The organism is Microbacterium psychrotolerans (assembly GCF_031085295.1).
GTDB classification, from domain to species: Bacteria; Actinomycetota; Actinomycetes; order Actinomycetales; family Microbacteriaceae; genus Microbacterium; species Microbacterium psychrotolerans.
This window is the reverse complement of the sequence record NZ_JAVFWO010000003.1, coordinates 227,588-250,372: the sequence shown is the minus strand read 5'-3', so window position 1 is coordinate 250,372 and position 22,785 is coordinate 227,588. Positions and strand designations below refer to the sequence as shown.

At 68.6% G+C, this 22,785-nt stretch carries 23 protein-coding genes; 17 read left to right on the top strand and 6 right to left on the bottom strand.

From position 1 onward, the window contains the following. Positions 1–3: 3 nt before the first annotated feature. The 7 genes from Q9R08_RS10300 to Q9R08_RS10270 are packed head-to-tail and all read left to right on the top strand — an operon-like array spanning position 4 to position 5,880. A complete protein-coding gene (locus Q9R08_RS10300) occupies positions 4–321 on the top strand; it encodes a serine O-acetyltransferase (protein ID WP_308867912.1) in 318 nt (105 codons plus the stop codon). 2 nt (positions 322–323) lie between these two features. Then, a complete protein-coding gene (locus Q9R08_RS10295) occupies positions 324–1,160 on the top strand; it encodes a glycosyltransferase family 2 protein (protein WP_308867911.1) in 837 nt (278 codons plus the stop codon). Next, positions 1,157–2,290 (top strand): glycosyltransferase, encoded by a 1,134-nt coding sequence (locus Q9R08_RS10290; RefSeq protein ID WP_308867910.1) that lies wholly within the window; start codon positions 1,157–1,159, stop codon positions 2,288–2,290. Before Q9R08_RS10295 ends, Q9R08_RS10290 begins: the two co-directional genes overlap by 4 nt. Further along, positions 2,290–3,561, top strand: a complete 1,272-nt coding sequence (locus Q9R08_RS10285; protein ID WP_308867909.1) for an O-antigen ligase family protein — start codon at positions 2,290–2,292, stop codon at positions 3,559–3,561. The genes Q9R08_RS10290 and Q9R08_RS10285 overlap by 1 nt, the downstream gene beginning before the upstream one ends. Beyond that, on the top strand, positions 3,554–4,600 hold the full coding sequence (gene gmd, locus Q9R08_RS10280) for a GDP-mannose 4,6-dehydratase (protein ID WP_308867908.1): 1,047 nt from the start codon (positions 3,554–3,556) through the stop codon (positions 4,598–4,600). Before Q9R08_RS10285 ends, gmd begins: the two co-directional genes overlap by 8 nt. Continuing rightward, positions 4,597–5,580: a GDP-L-fucose synthase family protein gene (locus Q9R08_RS10275; protein ID WP_308867907.1), complete on the top strand. Its 984-nt coding sequence runs from the start codon at positions 4,597–4,599 to the stop codon at positions 5,578–5,580. The genes gmd and Q9R08_RS10275 overlap by 4 nt, the downstream gene beginning before the upstream one ends. A 3-nt stretch (positions 5,581–5,583) precedes the next feature. Beyond that, positions 5,584–5,880 carry a Dabb family protein gene (locus tag Q9R08_RS10270; RefSeq protein WP_308867906.1) on the top strand — a complete coding sequence of 99 codons (297 nt, stop codon included), beginning with the start codon at positions 5,584–5,586 and terminating at the stop codon, positions 5,878–5,880. Here the strand turns inward: Q9R08_RS10270 and Q9R08_RS10265 are convergent. Continuing rightward, positions 5,861–6,499 carry a DUF4916 domain-containing protein gene (locus Q9R08_RS10265; RefSeq protein ID WP_308867905.1) on the bottom strand — a complete coding sequence of 213 codons (639 nt, stop codon included), beginning with the start codon at positions 6,497–6,499 and terminating at the stop codon, positions 5,861–5,863. The two genes, Q9R08_RS10270 and Q9R08_RS10265, sit on opposite strands and share 20 nt — an antisense overlap. A 67-nt stretch (positions 6,500–6,566) precedes the next feature. On the opposite strand from Q9R08_RS10265, the gene Q9R08_RS10260 reads away from it, so the two are divergent. The 5 genes from Q9R08_RS10260 to Q9R08_RS10240 all read left to right on the top strand — a co-directional run bounded on the left by Q9R08_RS10260 (position 6,567) and on the right by Q9R08_RS10240 (position 11,477). Next, positions 6,567–6,725, top strand: coding sequence for a hypothetical protein (locus Q9R08_RS10260; RefSeq protein ID WP_308867904.1), 159 nt, complete (start codon positions 6,567–6,569; stop codon positions 6,723–6,725). Between the two features lie 127 nt (positions 6,726–6,852). Beyond that, the gene (locus tag Q9R08_RS10255) at positions 6,853–7,563 is read left to right on the top strand and encodes a hypothetical protein (RefSeq protein WP_308867903.1); all 711 of its coding nucleotides are present in this window, start codon (positions 6,853–6,855) and stop codon (positions 7,561–7,563) included. Between the two features lie 22 nt (positions 7,564–7,585). Continuing rightward, positions 7,586–8,632 (top strand): acyltransferase family protein, encoded by a 1,047-nt coding sequence (locus tag Q9R08_RS10250; RefSeq protein ID WP_308867902.1) that lies wholly within the window; start codon positions 7,586–7,588, stop codon positions 8,630–8,632. Beyond that, positions 8,629–9,906, top strand: a complete 1,278-nt coding sequence (locus tag Q9R08_RS10245) for a hypothetical protein (RefSeq protein ID WP_308867901.1) — start codon at positions 8,629–8,631, stop codon at positions 9,904–9,906. Before Q9R08_RS10250 ends, Q9R08_RS10245 begins: the two co-directional genes overlap by 4 nt. Continuing rightward, the gene (locus Q9R08_RS10240) at positions 9,903–11,477 is read left to right on the top strand and encodes a lipopolysaccharide biosynthesis protein (protein WP_308867900.1); all 1,575 of its coding nucleotides are present in this window, start codon (positions 9,903–9,905) and stop codon (positions 11,475–11,477) included. The genes Q9R08_RS10245 and Q9R08_RS10240 overlap by 4 nt, the downstream gene beginning before the upstream one ends. A gap of 84 nt (positions 11,478–11,561) precedes the next feature. Here Q9R08_RS10240 and Q9R08_RS10235 read toward each other — a convergent pair whose 3' ends face one another. The 5 genes from Q9R08_RS10235 to Q9R08_RS10215 are packed head-to-tail and all read right to left on the bottom strand — an operon-like array spanning position 11,562 to position 17,399. Then, positions 11,562–13,226, bottom strand: coding sequence for a S8 family serine peptidase (locus tag Q9R08_RS10235; RefSeq protein ID WP_308867899.1), 1,665 nt, complete (start codon positions 13,224–13,226; stop codon positions 11,562–11,564). A gap of 43 nt (positions 13,227–13,269) precedes the next feature. Further along, positions 13,270–13,833, bottom strand: a complete 564-nt coding sequence (locus Q9R08_RS10230) for an acyltransferase (protein ID WP_308867898.1) — start codon at positions 13,831–13,833, stop codon at positions 13,270–13,272. Continuing rightward, positions 13,833–15,212: a wax ester/triacylglycerol synthase domain-containing protein gene (locus Q9R08_RS10225; protein WP_308867897.1), complete on the bottom strand. Its 1,380-nt coding sequence runs from the start codon at positions 15,210–15,212 to the stop codon at positions 13,833–13,835. The genes Q9R08_RS10230 and Q9R08_RS10225 overlap by 1 nt, the downstream gene beginning before the upstream one ends. Beyond that, entirely contained in the window at positions 15,209–16,141 is a 933-nt protein-coding gene (locus Q9R08_RS10220; protein ID WP_308867896.1) for a glycosyltransferase family 2 protein, read from the bottom strand. Before Q9R08_RS10220 ends, Q9R08_RS10225 begins: the two co-directional genes overlap by 4 nt. Then, complete coding sequence (locus tag Q9R08_RS10215) at positions 16,128–17,399, bottom strand: glycosyltransferase family 4 protein (RefSeq protein ID WP_308867895.1); 1,272 nt, start codon at positions 17,397–17,399, stop codon at positions 16,128–16,130. The genes Q9R08_RS10220 and Q9R08_RS10215 overlap by 14 nt, the downstream gene beginning before the upstream one ends. A gap of 202 nt (positions 17,400–17,601) precedes the next feature. On the opposite strand from Q9R08_RS10215, the gene Q9R08_RS10210 reads away from it, so the two are divergent. Genes Q9R08_RS10210 through Q9R08_RS10190 form a run of 5 tightly spaced genes read left to right on the top strand, consistent with a single transcriptional unit; the run spans position 17,602 to position 22,752 of the window. Beyond that, entirely contained in the window at positions 17,602–18,495 is an 894-nt protein-coding gene (locus Q9R08_RS10210; protein ID WP_308867894.1) for a hypothetical protein, read from the top strand. A 27-nt stretch (positions 18,496–18,522) separates the two neighbouring features. After that, complete coding sequence (locus Q9R08_RS10205) at positions 18,523–20,097, top strand: O-antigen ligase family protein (RefSeq protein WP_308867893.1); 1,575 nt, start codon at positions 18,523–18,525, stop codon at positions 20,095–20,097. Continuing rightward, entirely contained in the window at positions 20,094–20,951 is an 858-nt protein-coding gene (locus tag Q9R08_RS10200; RefSeq protein ID WP_308867892.1) for a glycosyltransferase family 2 protein, read from the top strand. The genes Q9R08_RS10205 and Q9R08_RS10200 overlap by 4 nt, the downstream gene beginning before the upstream one ends. Then, positions 20,948–21,811 carry an SGNH/GDSL hydrolase family protein gene (locus Q9R08_RS10195; RefSeq protein ID WP_308867891.1) on the top strand — a complete coding sequence of 288 codons (864 nt, stop codon included), beginning with the start codon at positions 20,948–20,950 and terminating at the stop codon, positions 21,809–21,811. The genes Q9R08_RS10200 and Q9R08_RS10195 overlap by 4 nt, the downstream gene beginning before the upstream one ends. Next, on the top strand, positions 21,808–22,752 hold the full coding sequence (locus tag Q9R08_RS10190) for a glycosyltransferase (RefSeq protein WP_308867890.1): 945 nt from the start codon (positions 21,808–21,810) through the stop codon (positions 22,750–22,752). Before Q9R08_RS10195 ends, Q9R08_RS10190 begins: the two co-directional genes overlap by 4 nt. Positions 22,753–22,785: the final 33 nt, after the last annotated feature.

The following is a 22,785-nucleotide window of genomic DNA, read 5'->3' as shown; positions in this document are numbered from 1 at the left end:
GGTATGGACATTCCGACATCTACGCGGATCGACGGCAACCCCATCGTGCATCATCCGGTCGGGCTCGTTATAAGCGACAACGCGCATATCGAGAACAATGTACAGCTACGACAGAACACCACAATTGGGGTACGCCGTTCTGGTGGCCCCGCGCCAAGACTGTGTGAAGGCGCCGATATCGGCGCGAACGTAGTGATCCTCGGGGGGGTTACGGTCGGCGAGCGCGCAACTGTTGGTGCGGGAAGCGTGGTGCTCATCGACATTCCCCCAGGAGCGATCGCGGTGGGGAACCCCGCACGTATCGTTCGGAAGGATCAGTAGTCATGCCCGGCCAGGTGACCGTCATCATGCCTGTGGCAGACTCCGGCAAGACCATTGAGGCGGCAGTCAGGACGACTCTGCTCTCGCTTGACCGGGAGGGTGTCGTGCTGGTCTATGACGACGCCAGTTCTGATGACACGGTGGACAAACTCAAGCGCATCATGTCGCGCGATCGCCGCGTGCGCCTCATTCGCGGCCAAACCCGAGTGGGTGTAGCTGTCGCGCTGAACGCGCTCCTATCTGAGACGACGACCGATCTGGTCGCACGAATGGACGGCGACGATCTGGTACTACCGGGGCGTTTCCGCCGACAAGTGCATGAACTCACCACCTCCCGGGTCGATGTAACGTTCACCTCCCGTATCAACTTCGGAAGCAACCTGAGACACTACCGACCGTATCTTCAGCGACGGATATCTCCCGACCGAATGCCGTGGTTGATGCTGAGTTCTAATCCCGTCCCGCACAGTTCGATGCTCGGCAGAACCCGCGTCCTGACGGGCGCAGGCGGGTATCGGCAGTCGGTCGCGGAGGATTACGATCTCTGGCTGCGCCTTCTCTCGTCGGGGCACCGATTGTCTTCGTCGGCGATCCCTGGAATCGCGTACCGTATGCACCCTAATCAGGTCACGCGAAGCGCTGAGTGGCTAGTCAGGTTCGAGAAGGATGAAGTACTCAGGGCGAGCTACAACCAGCTTGCGATCACTCTTGGCTTGGATGGCGACGCATGGGAACTTCGCCGTGCCCGCCCCGACGTTGCGGCAAACCGCATCAAGGCGGGGCTGAGATCTGGACGCCAGCCCGTCGTTCATGATTCCGCCGGAGGCACTGCCCTGTGAGCGCGCCCATCGTTGTGATCGAGCACCTCGACCCGCAAGACCTCGTCCCATCAGGTATCGATACGATCGTCAATGACGTCATTCAGTTCGCTCCTGACCGTGAGGTCTCAGTTGTAGGCATCACAGCCTCCGATATTCCCGTCGGTGTCTGGAGGCGAGTCAGCGTAGGCGACAGGGCAATCCAGTTTCTTCCCGTCGCTCGCTTTGATCGGCGGGCCCGGCGAAAGCTCGTGCCCCATTCGATCCGCTTCATTGCGGGGCTCTTCAGCCATCGCGTAGCGATCCGGAGTGCGCTTCTCGGAGCAGAGGTGCACACACATCGCCTCGAAACGGGTCAGGCAGCCTGGTTGTTCGGGTTCGGGGCCCCCGTGCAGTTCATCCACAACGCTGCTGCGAGCTTGACCGGGGACAACTCCGACTCCGTCTGGCGATTTGCCGGCCCCCTCTACCACGCGCTGGAACGGGCAGCGGTCCGGGGCGTGAGGGCTCTGGTCGTATTCAACCGCCGCGAGGCGGAGCGACTGACAGTGCTCGCACCGGGCCGATGCGTATCTGCCCGCACATGGTACGATCCCGCAGTTTTCCGTCCAATGGGCGCTACTCAATCCATAGAGAAAAACGGGATCGTGTGGGTCGGGAGGCTGGAAGAACAGAAGAACCCGCTGCTGGCGATTGACGTCGCGGCTGCCCTACGCGATCGTGGCTTCGACGCACATCTCTCGATGATTGGCGATGGCTCCCTTCGCCCGAACGTCGAACGAGCAATTGAGCGGCAGGGTTTGTCCGACCGGGTATCTCTCGTCGGCGCCCTAAGCAGGGAGGGAGTGGCCAACGAGCTGCAACAGTCGGCTCTGCTGCTCATGACATCGCACTACGAGGGGTCGCCGACAGCTCTTATTGAGGCGCTCGCTTGCGGCACCAAGGTCGTTGCCACAACGGCTAGCGACCAGGATGACCTATTGACAGACTCGTCGCGCGGCGCGACAGCGCCAGCAGACGTTGATGCGCTCGCATCAGCGGTCACCGAGCACTATCGGACGGAGATTGCCCCCGACCTGGCTATTTCAAGCCGGGCGGCACCAATTGCTGTCCCCCGACTGCTGAACCAAATCGACGCGATTGTCCGCTAATGCCGGCTGAACTACTACTGTTCATCGCTCCTGTTCTCCTTCTCGGCCTGCTCCTCCTGCGGGACCTCCCCGTTTTTGGCCTCCTTGCCTGCCTTATCCTGGCGCGTGCCGCGTTTGACGGCCCCTTCAACCTACAGGTCGCGGGAAATCCGCTAAGCGGCGTACTCGGGATCTTGATTCTCGGGCTGGGGATTGCCTCGGGCATCCGTGGATGGCGGGGATTCATCCCGGTGCTCGCTCTGGGTGGGGTGCTTTTCGTGTCTAGCCAATCAGCGCTGCTCTTCGACGCCGATGCGATAAGCGAGTACATCCGCCTGATGTCTGTGATCGCTGTCTTCGTGATTGTCGCGAACCTCCGGAGTCGTCCAGGCCCGCGCGCGGTCGTAACAGTCATCCAATTGACAGCGCTTACATCAGCGGTCTTTTCTTTGATTCAATTCGCGACGGGTGGCGGGTTGGTTGTTGACGGAGTACTCCGAGCCACGGGCACCATGGCGCATCCAAACTCGGCCGCACTGCTTTATTGCATGGCTATCTCCGCGTCGGTGATCGCATACTTCGAGCTGGGACGCCGGCGCCTCGACTTGGTAGTCGCAGCCGTGCTGTTTGTCGCGCTATTGAGCACGGGAAGCGTGGGAGGCATCGTAGCCCTTGCCGCGATGCTCTGCGCTTACATCCTGCTGTCTCCCCGCGTTGCGAGGAACGTTCGAATCGGGGTGCCAGTTCTGGCAGCGGCTGGCGTCATCGGATTCCTTCTCTCGCCTCTCGGTGCCGAGCGGGTATCCGAGTTCGTGAGTCTCGACTTGTCAGGAGCGTCCGGAGAGCGCAATTCGCTCGAATGGCGGATTGGCCGATGGCAGGATGTACTTACCTACTGGGAGCAGTCCCCAATTTTTGGCGTTGGCTACGGCGCGGCCGCGGGCGGAGCACTGCTGAACGGTTATCCGCCTCATAACGAATATGTGCGCGCGATCGTCGAACTGGGGCTGCTAGGCATTGTGGTGATCGCAATCCTCATTGTCGCGACGCTTCGCGCGCTTCGCCGGGTCGCACGGACGGGGGAGGCGGCGGGCGCCCTCGCGACGCTGGGGATCGCAATGCTTGGCGGCATGCTCGTGAATGCCATCGCGGAGAACACGTTCATGTACTCAGTACCTGGATACTTGCTCGCGGTCACTATTGCCTCTGCTCTTTGGCGCCCGCTGCGTTCAACGTCGGGAGCCTCACTTCAATCAATGAAAACCTACGAGAGGAAGTCTCACTTTGCCTAAGCGTGCGCTTATCACCGGTATCACCGGCCAGGACGGCTCCTACCTTGCAGAGCTCTTGCTGTCCAAGGGTTACGAGGTTCACGGGCTGATCCGTCGTGCCTCCACCTTCAATACCCACCGGATCGATCACCTGTATGTGGACCCGCATGACCCGAAGGCGAAGCTGTTCCTCCACTACGGCGACCTGAGCGACGGCGCGCGCTTGGTGACGTTGATGGCTGAGATCAAACCGGATGAGGTGTACAACCTGGCGGCGCAGTCGCATGTGCGGGTGTCGTTCGATGAGCCGGAGCACACGGCCGACACGACTGGCACCGGCACGATCCGCCTGTTGGAGGCGGTGCGGCTGTCGGGCATCGACACGAAGTTCTATCAGGCATCGACGTCGGAGTTGTATGGCGCGACGCCGCCGCCGCAGTCGGAGACCACACCGTTCTATCCGCGCTCGCCGTATGCGGCAGCCAAGCTCTACAGCTACTGGATCACCAAGAACTATCGCGAGGCTTACAACCTGTTCGCGGTCAACGGCATTCTCTTCAATCACGAATCCCCTCGACGTGGCGAGACGTTCGTGACGCGCAAGATCACACGCGCGGTCGCTCGAATCAAGGCCGGGGTTCAGAAGGACCTCTATCTAGGCAACATCGACTCCATCCGGGACTGGGGCTACGCCGCGGAGTACGTCGAAGGTATGTGGCGGATGCTGCAGGTCGACGAGCCGGAGGACTTCGTGCTCGCCACGGGCGTCGGCTACACGATCCGTGACTTCCTCGACACGTCGTTCGGGCACGTCGGCCTGGACTGGCAGGAGTTCGTCAAGTTCGACGAGCGCTACCTGCGCCCGACCGAGGTCGACGCCCTCATCGGGGACCCGACGAAGGCGGGCGAGAAGCTCGGATGGACCCCGACGATCGATGGAAAGGAACTCGCGAAGCTGATGGTGGACGCCGACGTGACGGCGTTGGAAGAGGGTCCGGAATGGATCGACGCAGTCGACCTCGCCTCCTGGACGACCGAGCCCTCGCTGGCGCTGCGGTGAGCACGGCGATCGACGGCGTCCAGTACACCCCGGCCGAGCTGGATCGGGATGCGACGTTCTACGTCGCCGGGCATCGCGGGCTGGTCGGTTCGGCGATCGTGCGCCGACTCGAGAGCGCCGGTTTCACCAACATCGTCGGCAAGACGTCGGCGGAACTGGATCTGAAGGACCGCGACGCGGTCTTCGACTACCTCCGTGAGATCAAGCCGAAGTATCTGGTGCTGGCGGCAGCGAAGGTCGGTGGGATCCTGGCGAACAGCACCTATCCCGTGGATTTCCTCAGCGACAATCTCCGCATCCAGTCCAACGTCCTGGACGCGGCGGTCGCGAACGAGGTCGAGCGGGTCGCGTTCCTGGGATCGTCGTGCATCTACCCGAAGTTCGCGGAGCAGCCAATCCGTGAGGATTCGCTGCTCACCGGGCACCTGGAACCGACAAACGACGCGTACGCGATCGCCAAGATCGCCGGCATTCTTAATGTCCAGGCGGTGCGCCGCCAGTACGGGCTGCCGTGGATCTCTGCGATGCCGACGAACCTGTACGGACCGAACGACAACTTCTCCCCCGAGGGCTCGCATGTGCTGCCCGCGCTGATCCGCCGGTATGACGAGGCGGCGAAGTCGAGCGCGGAGTCAGTGACGAACTGGGGCACCGGCACCCCGCGGCGGGAGTTCCTTCATTCGGACGACATGGCCGACGCTGTGCTGCACCTGCTCGAGCACTACGACGGACCGGAGCAGGTCAATGTCGGCACCGGTAGTGACGTCACGATCCGCGAGATCGCCGAGACCATCGCCGGCGTCGTCGGCTTCGAGGGCGAGACTGAATGGGACACAAGCAAGCCCGACGGGACCCCGCAGAAGCTTCTCGACGTGTCCAAGCTCGCCGACGCCGGCTGGACAGCGAAGATCGGCCTCGAAGACGGCCTCGACCGCACCGTCGCTTGGTACCGTGACCACGTCGACACCATCCGCGAGTAACCGATGACGTTCCGTCATATCGTGCTCTTCCGCGTGCACGATGATGTCGACATCGAGCTCCTCGACCGCACGGTTGAGGAGCTCGATCAGTTCGCGCATCATCCGGGCGTGGTGTCGTGGATCATCCGGCGCTCACTCGACGAACGAAAAGGTCGTGTGATCGTCGAAGATGCGACATTCGAGAACCAGGTAGCGTTCGAGAGATTTCGCACCGACCCGGCGCACGTCATGGCCGGGCGACGAATGTCGCAGATCTCGGACTGGTGGGTGGGCGACTACCTCACCGAGATCGGCGAGTGAGTTCTGCGATCAGTTCCGCCGACCCTGGCCAGATCCGATCGGGAAGCGCGCCGGCCACGACATAGCGAAAATCGAGAGCCTCATTGCGTGGGACTGGCTCACCGTCGATCTCGACAAGGAACGACAGCCCGATCGCGTGCTTACGCGGGTCTTTGCCGTGGGCGGTGCCGTCGTGCGGAGCCACGGCCGGCGGGAACCACTGGTAAACAAAGTCGGGCTGAGGGTCGTGATCGACAATCGCCGGTATTCCTAGTGTGTCCACCGCATGGCGGTCGATGGCCTGGCGGAGGGTTTCGCCGTGGAGAACGCGACCGCCGAGGTGGCACCACACCTGGCCGAAGGGCGATTCGCGGAGAATCAACCCGACCTCGAGACCGTGATCGCTGCGACGAATCGGGACGAAATCCACACATGCGATAGGGATCGATGCCTCGATCGTCGCGTACAGGTCGGCGGGAAGAAAACTCACCTTCTCATTCTCACGCGCGCGACGCCGGTCGGCGTCGCGCACCCAGACGCCGTGCGACGCCACCGCGAGCGTGGCGCTGACGTGATTGGCGCAGCATCCGTCCTTCATAAATGGCGTCCCGTTCGTACCCACACGGCGCCGCGGAACCATCGGCAAGAAGCCTAAGCTTGATGGGCACTCCCACCTCGCCCATTCGTCCCGGAGCCTCGCCCCCACCGTGATCCGAGTCATCGTCACCGTCACCCTCGCGCTCGTCGCGGTCGCCGCCACCGCGGCCGTCACGCTCTACGCGCTCCTCGTCATCGACTCGCGGGAATCCGTGCGCCACTACTACGGCGACACCTCGGCACCCCAAACTCCTGAACACGGGGCTTAACCGAGACGAAACGCGACAGTAACCCCCCGCCGGCCGGATCGCCGTAGCGTGGCACCTAGATGGGGCACTGCCGCCCGGAGCCGGAAGGGAACGGCCCCGGGCGTTCTCTTTGGGCTTGGGGAGCACAATGTACAGAGGCAGACGAGTCACAATCCTGGCAACCGCGATCACCCTCGGCCTCGGCGGAGGCGCACTCGCCGCCGTCCACGCAGCGTCGGCCGAGAGCAGCGGGATCATCGGCGAGGCGAGCGTGGTGATCGACTTCACGACGCCGGGCGAGGTGGACATCTCGGTGTACACGCGCAACCTGTCGTCCGTCACCGCGTGGGGCGCCGCGCGCGTCACCGCTCCCGGCGGCGAGGTGTACACCTGGGGGCCGAGCCGCTACGAACCGGGCGAGGTGCGCAACTACGACGCGACCGTGACCGGGTACACCTGCGACGACCTCGACGACGCGTCCGCGATTGCTTACGGGTACGCCGCCCGTGACGACGCCGAGCCGTCGTGGACCACCGGGATCGTCACGCATCCGAGCCCGCTCGTCACCGTCATCGGCTGCGCAATCACGCCGACGCCGACTCCCACGCCGACCCCCACGCCCACGCCCACCCAGACGGCGACGCCGACACCCACCCCGACGGCAACCGCTACGGCGACTCCCACACCGACCCAGACGGCGACGCCTGTGCCGTCGGCAGCCACGACCCCTGCGTCAGCCGCTGCCGACGACGCCCTTGCAGCCACCGGCGCCGCCGTCGGCTGGACCGTCGCCGCGACCCTCGCCGCCGTGGCGGCCATCACCGGCGGCATCGCGCTGAGCCGGCGACGGAGAACCTGAGCACGCCGAAGCTCGGAGACTGATGGCAGCGGTCGAGAAGTCGCGCATCGAATGGATGGACGTCCTCCGCGGGACGTCGATCATCCTCGTGGTGTTCAACCACGCCGTGCTCTTCGCGAGCTCCTCCCCTCTCGGCGCACCCGAGGTCGCGTGGGTGCTGAACACGGCGTTCTCCCCCGTGCGCATGCCGCTGATGGTGTTCCTCTCGGGACTGCTCGTCAGCGCCTCGCTCGCCCGCGGCCCGCGTGCCTACGTCACCGGCAAGGTGCGCCGCGTGCTGTACCCGTACCTCGTGTGGTCGGTCATCGCGCTCGCGCTGCTGTACACGTTCGGCATCCGTGAAGGGATCGTCGGCGGCGTCACCGCGCACGTCGTCACCGCCTGGGACCTGCTGCTGCCGCTGTACGACCCGGTCGAGCACCTGTGGTTCCTGTACGACCTGTTCCTCTTCTATATGGTCGCGCTCGTCACACCCCGTGTGCCGCCGCTCTGGATCGCCGGCGGCGCGCTCGTGGCCGCCGCGCTCGTGCCCGACTTCGGCGCCCGGCGATTCTTCCTGCTGCTGGTGTTCTTCATGATCGGCGTCTGGTTCTCGCAGCACGTCGGCGCCCTCGAGCGCACCCTCGCGCGCCGCTGGGTCATCTGGGCCTGCACGGCGCTCGCCCTCGCCACCGTCGCCGCGGCGGCGGTGGGCGTCGGTCTGCGGTACACCGCCGTGTCGGCGCCGTTCGCCGCCGGCGGCATCGGCATCGCGATCGTGATCGCGCGCCGCATCGGATCGGCACGGATGCTGCGACCCCTGCGCGCCGTCGGGCGCGACTCGCTGGTGTACTACATCGTGCACTGGTGGCCGACGAGCGCCGGCGTCGCCCTCGGCGCCCTCACGGGGAACGCCTGGATCGCCCTCGCCGTCGGCTTCGCGTTCGGGCTCGGCGCGGGCGTCGTCATGGTGCGACTGCTGCGCCTGCTGCCCGCTCTCGACCTGCTGTTCGCGTGGCCCGCCCGCCGGGTGAGCACCGCTTCGTCCTCCGGATCGCTGTCCACCTCCGACGGAAGGCCCTCACGATGAACACCGACCCGATCAGCCGCCGGTCCTTCGTCCGGCTGCTCGCCGTCGCCGCCCCCGCGGCGGCCACCGCAATGTGCGCACCCGCCCAGACCGCGGCGTCGCCGTCGGCGACGGCATCCGTCCCCTCCGCATCCTCCGTTCCGACCGCCGCGCCCGCGGCCATCGTGGGCACTGCTCGCCCCGCGGTGATTCGCTCGTTCGGACCCAACGGCACCCACTGGCCCGCCCACACGCCCTGGATCGGCGACGCCGTCACGACGGTCGAGGTCGACTGCACCTGGGCGGCCATCCGCACGGCGCTGCTGGCGGTCACCGCATCGAAGGCTGCCGCGGGTGTGCACATCAAGGTGCGTCCGGGCACCCTTCCCGGCTTGGGCGCGTCGTCGGGATCGAAGGCGGTGCTGCAGGGTCTGGGCAGCGCCCAGTGGAGCAAGAACGTGCTCGTCTCGCCGCGCGACGGCTGGGGCTCGGTCGTCATCACCGAACCGGCGCGCCTGCGCGAGGTCTACGGCGTCACCTTCGCCCGCATCAACGGCGTCGACGTGCTGCTGACCAACTGCACGCGCAGCGCCTGGGCGCAGTCGACCATGTCGGACGGCCTCAGCATGGCGTCGTCATACGGGGCGACCACGCGCGAGTGCGGCGCCTACGAGATCGTCATGAGCAACGCGAAGTCCGACATCTCGGACCCGCTCGGCTACGCCGCCGGCGCCGACTGCGTGCTCATCGACAGCGTGTGGGACGGATGCTACTCGGCACCGGTGTTCCGCCCCACGGGCGCCACCGACCACGTCGACACGATCCAGATGTACGGGTCGGGCTGGTACCGCGGGCTCACTGTGCGCGACACGACCTTCTTCGGCTCGCTCAACTGCGCCCTGCAGATCGGTGGCATGCGCAGCGACGACCCGAACAAGGGCACGCCGTTCCTCGTGCTGGACCACAGCATCATCACATCGCAGGCCACCGCGATCAATGCCCGCTACCCCAAGCCCGCCGATGCCGACACTCCGCAGCTCGCGCAGGCCATCAACGGGATCGGCGAGGACTTCCAGCTGTACGCCAAGGACTCGTACATCTTCGGCTCCATGTACCGCAGCAAGTGGGGCGGCGTCTCGAACACCAAGGTCTCGTACGCCGAGGCGACCACCCGCAACCCTGTCGCGTCGGGCCGCTGGACCTACGACAGCTCGATGGCTTCGTGGGGCACCAGCCAGTTCGACGCCCTGGTGCCCAGTCCCACCGACGCGTACCTGAAGTCGATCTGGAAATGACCGACCTCGCTCACCGCGCGTCGCGCGGCATCGTCGTGACCATGGGCGGGATGTGGGGAAAGACCCTCATCCAGATGGCCGCGATCGTGCTGCTCGGCCGCCTGTTGAGCCCCGAGGACTTCGGTCTGGTCGCGATGGTCACGGCGATCTCGGGAATCATCGACCTCGTCCGCGACTTCGGCCTCACCGGTGCGATCATCCAGGCGCGCGAGATCTCGGAGCGCGCCTGGCGGAGCCTCTTCTGGCTCGCACTGGGCCTGGGCGTGGTGCTGGGCGGCATCCTCGCGGCGTGCGCGCCACTCATCGCGAATCTCTACGGCGAGCCCCAGCTCGTGCTCATCACGCTCGTGATCGCGCCGAGCCTCATCGTCAACGGGCTCACCATGCCGCTGCAGGCCCGCGCGACCCGCGAGCTGAAGTTCGCGCTGCTGGCCCGCATAGACGTGGTCTCGATGGTGGGCGGCGTCGCGGCAGCGATCACCGCGGGCCTGCTCGGGTGGGGATACTGGGCGCTCATCCTCATGGTCGGCACCGGGCTGGTCGTTCGGCTCGTGATGCTGTGGCTCGCGATGCACCCCCGGCCCGGCTGGCCGCGCATCCACCGTGACGTGCTGCCCCTCGTCACGCGCGGCGGGAGCATCTTCGGCGCCGAGCTGCTCAACTACGTCGAACGCAACGCCGACACCGTGATCATCGGCCAGCAGCTCGGACCCGCCGTGCTCGGCCAGTACTCGCGCGCGTATGCGCTCTTCCTCATGCCGCTGCAGCAGCTCAACGGGCCGATCGGGCGGGTCGCCCTGCCCGTGCTCAGCAAGCTGCAGGATGACGGCGACCGCTACCGCCGCTACATCCGCGGCGCCCTGCTCGTGATCGGCTATCTCACGCTGCCCACCTACGCGATCCTCGCGACGGTTTCGGAGCCCCTCTTCGCGATCCTGCTCGGCCCCGGCTGGGAACAGGCAGGTGTGCTGTTCAGCATCCTCGCCATCGCGGGCATCGCGCAGGGCATCGGCAAAGTGCGCGGCTGGCTGTTCATCACCATGGGCCGCTCCCACCAGCAGCTCCTCTACGACCTCGTCGCGCGGCCGCTCGTGGTCGTCGGATTCTTCGTCGGGATCTGGTGGGGCGGGATCTACGGGCTCGCCCTGACCTACGGCATCCTGTCGGCACTGCTGCTGATCCCCGGCTTCGCGTTCGCCATCCGCGGCACCTTCGTGCGCGGCAGCGACATCGTCTACCCCGTGCTGCGGCCACTGCTGTTCGCGTTGCTCGCCTTCGGCTCGGCTTTCGCCGCGACGCGGGCCGTCGACCTCGTCCCGATCTTCGAGATCATCGTCGGGGGCGCCGCGGGCGCGCTCGTGCTGGCGCCCCTGCTGCTGATCCCCGCCTACCGGCGCGACGTGGCCCAGATCATGGGCTTCGTGAAGCAGATGCGCAAGCCGAAGGACCGCGCAGCCGCGCCGGAAGCCTCGGCCGTGGCGTACGAGGATGTGCTGCTGGAAGACGCCGCGACTCCCGGCGATGTGCTCGACGCCGAGATCGCGAAGAAGCAGCTCGAGCAGAACCGCTGACGCCGGCCCGACGTTGCCCCTTCCTCCGATCGTTGAGGGAGCGAGGAACGAGCGAGTCGAACGCGCCGCACCCGCGGGCCCCGGTCAGTTGAGCAGCGTCAGCGAGATCGTCGGGCTGTACCCTGTGTTGCCGGCGGCATCCACCGCCCGCGCATGCACGGGATAGGTCGCGTTCGGGTAGCTGCGCGACGACAGCGTGCCGCCCCACGAGCCGTCGGACTGCTTCGTCAGCGTGCCGAGCTTGGTCGCACCGGACCACAGCGTCACCCCGGTGACCGCCACGTTGTCGGTGGCGACCACCCGCACCGTGACGGTGCCCGAGACGGTCGATCCTGCCGCGGGCGCGGTGATCGTCGCATTGGGCGCCTGCGTGTCAGGGGTCGGCGTGGGAGTCGGCGTGGGCGTCGCCGTCGGCGTCGGGGTCGGCGTCGGGGTCGGGGTCGGCGTCGGGGTCGGGGTTGGAGTGGGAGTTGGGGTGATGCCCGTCGGCACAGTCGACGCCAGCCAGCCGGAGTACCGCCCGGAGATCGGGCTGAGCGGGTCGCCGGCGTAGCGCTTGCCGCGCGTGGTCGCGGCCGCCTGTGCCTGCGCCTCGAGGATCTCGAACACCTCCCGCGGCGTACGACCGTCGCACGAGCCCTCTTCGAAGCACGCCAGCACCACGCCCGACATGACCGCCGCCGACATGCTCGTGCCCGACGCGATGTAGCCGTACCGGTTGCCCTTCTTCGTCGTGTACGGGCACGTGCCCGGAGCCGCGATCGTGTGCGCGCGATCGGCCGCACTCACCGCCCAGTTGCTCTTCGGGTTGACTGTGTCGTCGACCGGAGCCGACGACTCGGTGCACAGCTTCGCGGCGCGCGAGCCCGACTTGCCGTCGTAGTCGGCGACATTCGTGACGGTGATCACCTCGTCGAAGTTGCCCGGCGAGTACTGCGCCAGGTCGCGCGTCGAGTTGCCCGCCGCCGCGACCACGACCACGCCATCGTCGACGAGCGCGCAGATCGCCTGGTGGATGACATCGCCGTTGGTGTAGCCGCAGTTGCCGTCGTCCGCCTGCCCGAACTGCATGCTCATGTTCATCACGGCGATGTCGTAGCGCTCGTGGTTGTCCATCACCCACTCGAGGCCGCACATGAGGGTCGCGAGCGTCCCCTGCATCTTGCTGTCGAGCACGCGTACCGATGTGATGGGCGCACCCGGTGCGATGCCGACCAGCCCCACGCTGTTGTTGATCGCCGCCGCGGCGCCGGCGACTCCCGTGCCGTGCCCGTTCGCGTCGGTGCCGTCGCCGCTGCCGAAGCAGTTGATCTGGCGGGCGACGTTGAGATCCGAGTGCACGCTCACGCCCGAGTCGATGATGGCGAGCCCGGGGCCGTCCCACGCTGCCGCCGACGTGACGCTCGTCGGCGGGAGATCTGCCTCCACCGTTCCCACCGCCGGCGTCACCGTCTGCGCGGCGCCCGTCACCACCTTGTTCGGCGAGATCCCCCGCACTGTCGGCGAGACCCGCAGCAGCGCGACCTCGTCGGCCGTGAGGTATCCCGTGAAGCCCTTCACGACACTGTCGTAGACGGCGTCGGGCTCTGCCGCGATGCCCGTGAGCGCGGCATCCAGCCCGTTCGTCGATCTGAAGCTGACGGTGTACACGCCCGCCGTCTCGCCGGCGGCGAACGATGCCGACGCCACCCCGCCGCCGATGAGCGACGCCACGACGGCGGTCCCCACCGCCAGCCCCGCGAACCGCATCGTCCGTGCCGAGTGCTTCCTCCCGTGCGCCGAAGACCTGGCGCTACTGCTGAGCTTCCCCACTGCTCATCCCCACTTTCTGGCCGGATGGCCTCTCGCCGATGACGCGCGCCGGAACCCCTCCGACGATCGAGAACGCCGGAACGTCCTTCGTCACCACTGCCCCCGCGGCGACGACGGCGCCCTCGCCGATCGTCACGCCCGCCAGCACCACCACGTTCGCGCCGAGCCACGAGCCCGCGCCGATCACGACATCGCTCTCGATCTTCGGCTGATCCATGATCGGCACCGGCCCGCGCTCGACGCCGTAGTTCGACGCCGTCACCATCACGTGCGGGGCGAACAGGCACTTCTCGCCGATGTCGATCCGGCCGGTCTGGTTGCCCGCCCAGATCAGGCTGAACTCCCCGATGTGCGTGCCGGCGCCGATCGAGATGCGCTCCCCGTTGCGGAACGAGACGTTCGGCGCCATCGACACCCCCGGCCCCATCCGGATCAGCGGCACCTGCCGCACGAACGAGTAGCCGTGGAAGTGCGCCAGGCGCAGGCCGTGCACCAGCGTGCGCGGGTCGAACACCGACGCGAGCGCGCTCCGGAGCCGGCTCATCACGACATCCCCGCGGCCGGGCCCACGCCGGCCGAAGCGCCGTTCGGGGCGCCGTTCGGCACGCCGGCGGCGACCGGCGCCGGCGCCAGCAGCTCGCGGTAGACCGCCATCAGCGCGGGCAGGTCGACCGACGAGCGCGCGGTGACGCTGACCACGAGCTCGCGACGATACGAGCACGCCAGGCACGCCACCTCGTCGCGCGGATCGCCCGCCGGCCAGCCGGTCACCGTCTCGACGGGGGCGGTGCCGAAGAACCGGTCGTCGCGCCCCCATGTCACAGAGGTGGCATAGCCCACCCAGTCCTCGGCACCCTCGACCACCGAGCCGCCGGAATCCACCGCGGCCTGCACCTGAGCACGCACGCTGGGCACGATCTGATCAAGTGGGGCGGATGCCGCCACCACCACCTTGACGACGCTGATGTCGTTGCGCACCACGCCGTCGCCCGCTCCGCGCCGCGAGATCGGCACGAGGATCGACAAGGTCTCGGCGTCGGGTCGCTGGCGCGCCATCGCGACGAGTGTCGCCGCCGTGACCAGGTCGTTCACCGTGCCGCCGAGCTTGTACGCGCGGCGGGTGGCCGCCGCGAGGTCGACCGCCTCGTAGGCGGAGCGGCGTCCTTCGCGCACGTCGGCGAGCAGCCCCGTCCGCGCGATGCGCGCGTTCTTGACCGGGCGCAGCAGGCGCCCGCCCCACCGGCGCAGCCGCATGCGGAACGACTTGCGCCAGTACGCCCGCCACGCCTGCCGCACACCGGGTTGCCGCGAGCGCCACTGCGCGAACGCAAGGGCGAGCACCTCGACACCGTTGCGGGGCGGGATGCCGAGTTCGAGGTACTGCTGCTCCCCCGGCTCGGGCGGCTCGGTCATCGCCGCAGTGCCGGCGATCACGTCGCCGATCCGCAGACCGTACATCGCATCGCCGACCACATGGTGGTAGCGCATGACGATCGCCACGCGCCCGGAGTCCAGCTCGACGAACTCGAAGTCCCACAGCGGGCGCGTCGGATCCATGGTCGGGCTCAGCCGCCCCGTGAACCGCTCCACGCGGGCCGGGTCGTCGGGCTCGACGCGGTCGGCGAACCGCACGTGATAGTCGAGGTCGAGACTCGTCACCGGCACCCACGCCGGCGTCGTGAGACGCAGCGGGGTCGGCACCAGGCGCTGCCGCATCGCCGGCGCGAACCAGCTCAGCCGCTCGACCCGCCGGCGGATCGCGGCGCGATCCAGTGCGCCGTCGGGTCCGCGCAGCGGAGCGCCGTCGACGATCATCGTGCCCGCCGCGTGCATCGCCGCGAACGTGACCGCATTCGACACGTACTTCTCGTCGAGCGAGCTGATCAGCTCGGCCCGGCGTGGGAGATCGGTGTGCGCGCTCATGAGTCGTCGCCTCCTCTGCGTGTCGCGACCCCGAGCGAGATCGGGGCCGGCGGGTCGCCGTCGACGAACACGCGCCCGTCGAGCGCGAAGCGCACGGCGATGAAGAAGCCCCCGAGGAATCCGCGGAACAGTGCGAGGTCGGCATCGCGTCGCCGGGGTTCCCGCCGATTGCGCACCGCGCGCGACAGCGTGCGCTTGGTCGCCACGGCGAACAGCCGCACCCCGACGACCGCGCGCAGGCGCACCCACTTCGCCGTGAGCGCCCCGAGCCCCAGCCCGTACCCGTGGTGCAGCACGGTGTAGGCGTCGTCCGCGCGGGTGTGCACGTGGTGCACGACGCAGGAGGGGTCGTAGACGATGTGCGCGCCGTCATCGAGGATGCGGCAGAACATGTCGAGGTCCTCCGCGCCGGCGAGCCGGCGCCCCGCGCCCAGCACGGGATCGAAGCCCCCCAGCGCGACGAGCCGCTCGCGCCGGAACGCCATGATCGCGCCGTGTCCGGCGTCGATGCCCTCGATCGTGCGGGTGAAGCGCCGGGGCGGCGGAGACGGCTGCGTGCCGACGAGCGTGTGGTCCAGCATCCGGCCCGTCACCGCTCCGACGGCGGGCGCCTCGAAGCCCTCGAGGATCGGCGCCATCCAGCCGTCGACGGCGGCGCAGTCGTCGTCGGTGAACACGATGATCGGGCGCCGACTCGTCGCCAGCGCCAGGTTGCGGGCGATCGACAGCCCCTTGATATCGCTGCGCACGTAGTCGACGCCCGCCGCCTCCGCCACGCTCCAGGTCGCGGCCGTCGTCGACGCCGAATCGACGACGAGGATCTGCACTCCCGGCGGAGTGACCGCCGTGAACGAGGCGAGCGCCGCTGTCAGCATCTCGGGCCGTTCGCGCGTGCAGATCGCCAGGGTCACATCTTCAGGCCGCGGCATGCGACGACCTCCCCATCAGGCGCGCTGCCTCGCGGTACGCCGCGAGGGTCGCCTGGATCGCCGCCGCCCAGCTCAGCTCGTCCGCACGCGCCATCGCGGCGCGCGACATCCGGGCGAGCATCTCGGGTCGCGCAGCCAGCAGGTCGAGCTGCTCCGTCAGAGCGTCGAGGTCGCCGACGCGGTGCGTCAGCCCGGTCACGCCCTCGTCGATCACCGCGCCCGCGGCGGTCGAGACGAGTGGCACGCACCCGGCCACCTGCGCCTCGTAGGTGACGAGGGCGCTGCCCTCCTCCACCGTCGGGAGCAGCAGCACATCCGCCGCAGCCAGCACGCTCATCGGCTCGGGCGTGACGCCGCGCACCTCGACGCTCGGGTGTGCGAGCAGCGGCGCCAGGAACGCCGCGTAGTCATCGTCGAGGAGGCCGTACACGAGGAAGCGACCGCCGGCGGCCGCCCGCGACGCGGTCCACGCCTGCAGCGCGGTATGCAGGCCCTTGCGGGGAGACCCGCGGCCGAGGAACACCGCGGTGAACGGCCTGCCGCCGTCGCCGCGGGCAGGTGGCGCGGTCACCGTGCAGCCGTAGCGGTGCCGCAGCAGCCGGTCGTTCTCGAATCCGCGATCCAGGAAGGATCCCGCGACGGCCTCGCTCGGCACCAGCAGCCCGACCGCGGCAGCGTACTCGCTCTCTTCGGTCGCCAGTCGTCTCGCGTCGCCGGTATGACTGCCCCCGCGCGGGGGCTCGAGGCCGAGCGCCGCATACTCACGCGCCACGACCTCGTACGCGTGCGCCGTGTGGGTGTTGGGCACTTCGCGCACACCCGGGATGCCGCGCCGCCGCGCGGCTCGCAGCGTGCGGGCCGACGCGAGCGGCCATGCGTGCACGACGTCGTCCGCGCTCCCGTCGAGCAGCCGGCCGACGAGCCTCGCGGTGACGGCGTCGTGGATGCGCATCGCGCGGTCGCGGCCGATCGCGCGATGCGGCACGCGCCGGCCGCGCACGGTGAGGGTCGTACGCACGGATGCCGCACCTTCGATCGGCTTCTCGACCGACGCGACGACGATGTGGACGTCGACTCCGGCGCGCACCAGTTCGTTCGCCTGGTTCCAAGCGGTGAAGCCGATGCCCGGCGCGCCGAGCGCAAACGGGAAGCTGTACAGGACTGCCAGAACGCCACCTCCCCCAGGATGCGGCCCGCCTCCATCGGAGCCGTGCCGGGCTCTCGCTGACCACTCTGTGGGAGCCGTCAAGACGGACACAACCCGGGCTGGCGAATGTCGCCCAGTCTTTACACCCGTGCAACAAACGCACAGGGCGCCGTTAACAATGCGGGGCGACTATGGCAGAGCAAGTCTTGTCGCGACACCACATCTGGGACCCGGTGCGCGACGTGGACGGCCCGATGGCGTGCTGGGGGTTCGGACGGTCTACGTCCGGAAGCACACGGAGAGAGGGTGTCTCATGGAGACTCCGAAGTATCTGCAAGTCCTCTGGAACTACAAGTGGGTGCTGGCATTCGGTGCGCTCGTCGCCGCCGTGGCCGCGTTCTTCGCCGGCTTCGCGATCGTCGAAGGGCAGGTCGTCTCGCGCGCGCAGCAGACGTGGACGGCCGCCACGACGATGCTGCTCACCAGCGAATCCGACCGGCTCTACCAGTCGCAGGTGCCGGGTGTCCCCATCGAGCAGGGGACGTCCGACCCGCAGGTCATCGACATGGCCTCGACCGCGCTCGTGTACGCGTACATCCTGTCGAGCGACATGATCCAGGACACGGTCGAAGCCGAGATCGGTCCGCTCGACCCCGACACCGAGTCGATCACGGCGCTGCGACGCACGACGCAGCCCACCGGAGACGAACGCTTCCCCGGTCGCTACGACCTGCCCGTGCTGGAGGCCGTCGGCACCGCCGGGACCGCCGCGCGCGCCGAGGAGATCTCGCGCGCTGCCGCAACCGCCTTCACGGCCTACGTCGTCGCCCAGCAGGACGCGCAGGAGATCGCACCCGAGTTGCGTGTGCTCATCGAGCCGCTCGGCGCGAGCGACGCCGTCGAGGGCGACTCCTCGAACCCGGCGATCCCCGTCGTCGTCACTTTCGTGGGCGTGTTCCTGGCCTTCGTGGTGCTGGTGTTCATCATCGCCGGACTGCGCTCGCGCTCCGCCCGGCGCAAGGCCGCACGCACGAAGGCGGCCGGCGACGCGGCAGAAGAGCCGGCGAGCGGAACGGATGCCGCCCCCGGCGTCGCCGCATCCGACCCCACCGGCATCGCGCTCGATGCCGAGGTCGGCGAGCTCGTGGGCGCCGGCCCGCCCTCGCGCCGATCCGGGCGCGCCGTCAACGAGAACGAGACCGCGTAGGCGTCGGCCCGGGTTCGGAGCCACGACATGTCGTCCGGAAGCGCACCGCCCGTCACACCCGCCGACAAGACCGACGCTCCACCCGCTGAGGTCGCGCCCGGCGACGGAGCACGGCCCCGGTGGGCCACCGTCGCCGGGATCGCGATCCTGTTCGCCGCGATCGTGATCGCCGGGGTGATCCTGCTCCCGCCCATCGCGGTGGGCGCCGCCCTCCTCGGCATCGCGCTGATCGTGCTGCTGCGTCGCATCCTGTTCACGTGGCCGGCGCTGCTGTTCCTGCTCGCGGCGACCATCATGTTCATCCCGGCCCGCCGCTACGCGCTGCCGATCCCCCTGCCGTTCGCGCTCGAGGCATACCGCCTCATGATCTTCGTCGCGATCGCCGCGCTCGGGCTCGCGTTCCTGTTCGACCGGTCGCGGCGCTGGCGGCCCGTCGCCTTCGGCTGGCCCATCGGCATCTTCCTCGCGACCCTGCTGGTGTCGTTCATCGCGAACGGCACGCGGCTGGTGAACGAGGGGCTGGCCACCACGGCGCTGTCGGGCTTCTTCCAGCTCGGCGTCCTGCTGTCGGTGTTCTTCTCGGTGCGCCAGCTGCTGACCAGCGAGCGCATGGTGATGGGCTTCCTCATGGTGCTCACGTGGATGGCCGTGATCGTGGCCTTCTTCGCGATCCTGGAGCGCGTAGCGCGCACCAATGTGTTCCTGATGCTCGCGAACTTCCTGCCGTTGGTGGTGCTTCGTGACGACGGCGGCGACGCCACCCGGGCAGGGGTGAACCGCGCGTACGGCTCGGCGCAGCATCCGATCGCCCTCGCGGTCATGCTGTGCATGTTCCTGCCCATCCTCATCTACCTGGCCAAGTACGCCATCTGGCCGCGCAACGTGTGGAACCGGCGCATCGCCTACGGGATCGGCACGGTCCTCGTGTTCGGCGGCATCATCGCCGCCATCTCGCGCACGGCCGTCGTGGTGATGGGCGTGATGTTCCTGCTCACCCTGGTGCTGCGCCCCAAGGTCGCGCTGCTGCTGGCGGCGTTCGCGGTGCCGGCGCTGCTGCTCGCGATGTTCCTCGTGCCGGCCCAGGTCGAGTCCATGCTGCTGTCGTTCCTCGACGTCGACACGCTCATCGCGTCGCAGTACACATCGGCGGGGATGACGGGTGCGGGGCGTCTCGCCGACCTGGAACCCGCCTTCGTCGAAGTGCGCCAGTACCCCTTCTTCGGTCAGGGCTTCGGCAGTCGCATCGTCGTCGGCGACGACGCGAACTCGTTCATCCTCGACAACCAGGTGCTCAGCGTCCTGATGGAAGGCGGCGCCCTCGGCGTGATCGGCTACGCGGTCTTCATGCTCGCGCCGGTCGTGATGCTCCTCGTCTACGCTCTCCGCTGGGCGGCCGAGCCGCGGCACGCGCTGCTCGCCTTCGCCCTCGCCGTCTCGATCGCCGGCTACAGCGCGGCGCTGTTCTTCTTCGACGCGTTCGGCTTCTTCCAGTCGTTCCTCGTGCACATGATGCTGCTCGCGGTCGCCGCGTGGGTCGTCACCGAGGGATCGCGCACGGCCGCGGCGCCGAAGCCGGCATGGACCCCGGAGGCCGGCCGATGACCGCGCGCCTGAGCATCGTCATCCCCGCGCACGACGAGGGCGCGGTGATCGACCGCATCCTCGGCGTGCTGTGCGCGTCGGAGCGGCGGGACGAGTTCGAGATCGTCGTCGCGGCGAACGGATGCACCGACGACACCGCCGCCCGCGCACGCGCGTACGACGGCGTCCAGGTCGTCGAAACGCCGGAGGCCTCGAAGATCGGGGCGCTGCAGGCCGGTGACGACGCCGCGTCCGTCTTCCCCCGCGCCTACGTCGACGCCGACGTGCGGATCGGCCCCGACGCCCTGCTGGCACTCGCCGACGCCCTCGACGCGCCCGGCATCGAGGTCGCATCTCCTCGCCTGCACGTCGACACCTCCGGAGCGTCGTGGCTCGTGCGTCAGCATTACCGCATCTGGGAACTCAGCGACTACCGCCGCAGCGACCACATCGGCTCGGGGGTGTACGCGCTGACGCGGGCCGGCCGCGCCAGGTTCGACGCGTGGCCCGACGTCGTCGCCGACGACCGGTTCGTGCAGCAGCTCTTCGCCCCCGCCGAGCGCGCGATGCTCGTGGACCACTCGTTCAGTGTGCGCTCGGCGGCCGACATGCGCGCGCACCTGCGCCGCTCGGTCCGCATCGCCCGTGGCAACCGCGAGCTGCCCGACCGGATGCAGCACGAGGACGCCGCACGGCCCTCGGCCGCCTCCCGCGGCGGGCTCGCACGACGGGTCGCGGCACGGCCGGGCCTCTGGGTGTCCTTCGCCGTGTACTGCGTGAGCTGGACGCTGCCCAACGTGCTCGCCCGTCGCGACATCGCTCGCGCGCGCACACGGACCTGGAACCGAGACGACACGAGCCGGGTGATGGCATGAGAAGACCAGCCGCGACGACCGCCGCGATCGCACTCCTCCTGGCGGTGCTCACCGCCTGCGCGGGGGCGCCCGCACCCGAGCCGGTCGACCTCGACGAGCTCGAGTCGAGTCCCACGCTCTCGCAAGTCGCCACGATCGGCGCGCTGGGAGACTCGATGACCCTGGGCGTGAACGCCTGTGCCGAGCCCGGGCGCTGCACCGCCGCGAGCTGGGCCACCGGCGACGAACCCGCCGTCGGCTCTGTCGCGATGCGCATCGGCGCAGCCAACGGCAGCGTTCCCGACACCGTCAACGCCGCGAAGGACGGCGGCACGGTCGCGGACGCGGTCGCGCGCGTCGACGAGGTGGTCGCGGCCGGGCCCGAACTCGTGCTGGTGCTGCTGGGCGGCAACGACGTCTGCGCCGCCGACGTCGACGGCATGACGAGCGTCGAGGACTTCCGGGCGTCGTACACAGCCCTGCTTGCCGCACTGAGCGAGGGCCTGCCCGACGCGCGCGTGCTCGCGCTGTCGATACCCGACCTCCACCGGCTGTGGGAGGTCGGCCGCGACGACGAGGGGACCCGTCAGATCTGGGACAGCAGTCCGTCCTGCAGCAACCTGCTCGGCGACGCCGCCGCGACCGACGCGGCCGCCACCGAGCGGCGCGACGCCGTCGCCGCGCGCACCGACGAGCTCAATGCCGTCATCGCCGAGGTGTGCGCTGCCGACAGCGCCTGCGTCTCGGACGGCGGCGCCGTCTTCGCCTATGAGTTCTCGCCCGCCGAGATCTCGTCCATCGACCACTTCCACCCCTCGGTGGCGGGCCAGCAGGTGATCGCCGAGATCGCCTGGAACACCCTCGTGGAGGCCGCATCATGACCACGCTCCTCGTCGCGATCTCAGGCGGCCACCTCACGCAGCTGACCATGCTCGCCCCCCGCGTCGCCGACGGTGACGACGTCGTCTGGCTCACCGACGACACCGCGCAGAGCCGGTCGCTGCTGGAGGGCCAGACGGTCTACCACGTGCCCACCCGGCCGCCGCGCGACTACTCCGGTGTCATGCGCGACACCGGGATCGCGCTGCAGGCGATGCGGGATCATCGCGTCGACCGCGTCATCAGCACAGGCGCCCAGATCGCGCTGTCGGCGCTCGTGCCCGCGTCGGCGCGGCGCGTGCCGTTCACCTACATCGAGAGTGCGACGCGCGTCACCGGGATCTCGGCGACCGGCAAGGTGATGGAGCGGGTGCCGTGGGTCGACCGCTACGTGCAGTACCCGCACGCGGTGAACGCCCGGTGGCGGTACGCGCTGTCGGTGTTCGACGGCTTCCACGTCGAACCCGTCGACGACCCCGCGCCGATCCGCCGCGCCGTGGTCACCGTCGGCGGGAACGGCGACTTCGGCTACCGACGGCTCGTGGACGGCGCCCGCGCCGCTCTCAGCGACCTCGACGGCGACGTCGAGGTGCTGTGGCAGGTCGGCGCCACGGACGTGTCGGACCTTCCGATCACGGCGGTCTCGTCGCTGCCCTCGAGTGAGCTCGGCGCGGCGCTGCGGCGCTCCGACGTGATCATCGGGCACGCCGGCACCGGCACCGCCCTGGCCGCGCTCTCCGCCGGCAAGGTGCCGGTGCTCGCGCCGCGCTCGGTCGAGCACGGCGAGCATGTCGACGCGCACCAGCAGGAGCTCGCGCGGTTCCTGGGCGACCGCGGGCTCGCCATCGTGTGCGAGCCCACCTCGCTGCGTGCTTCCACCCTCGACACCGCGCGGCGCTGGCGCGCCGTGAGCTCGCAAGACCTCGCCCCCGTGCCGCTCTGAGCACCGGCATCCGCCGCGACAGCCGTTTGGAGA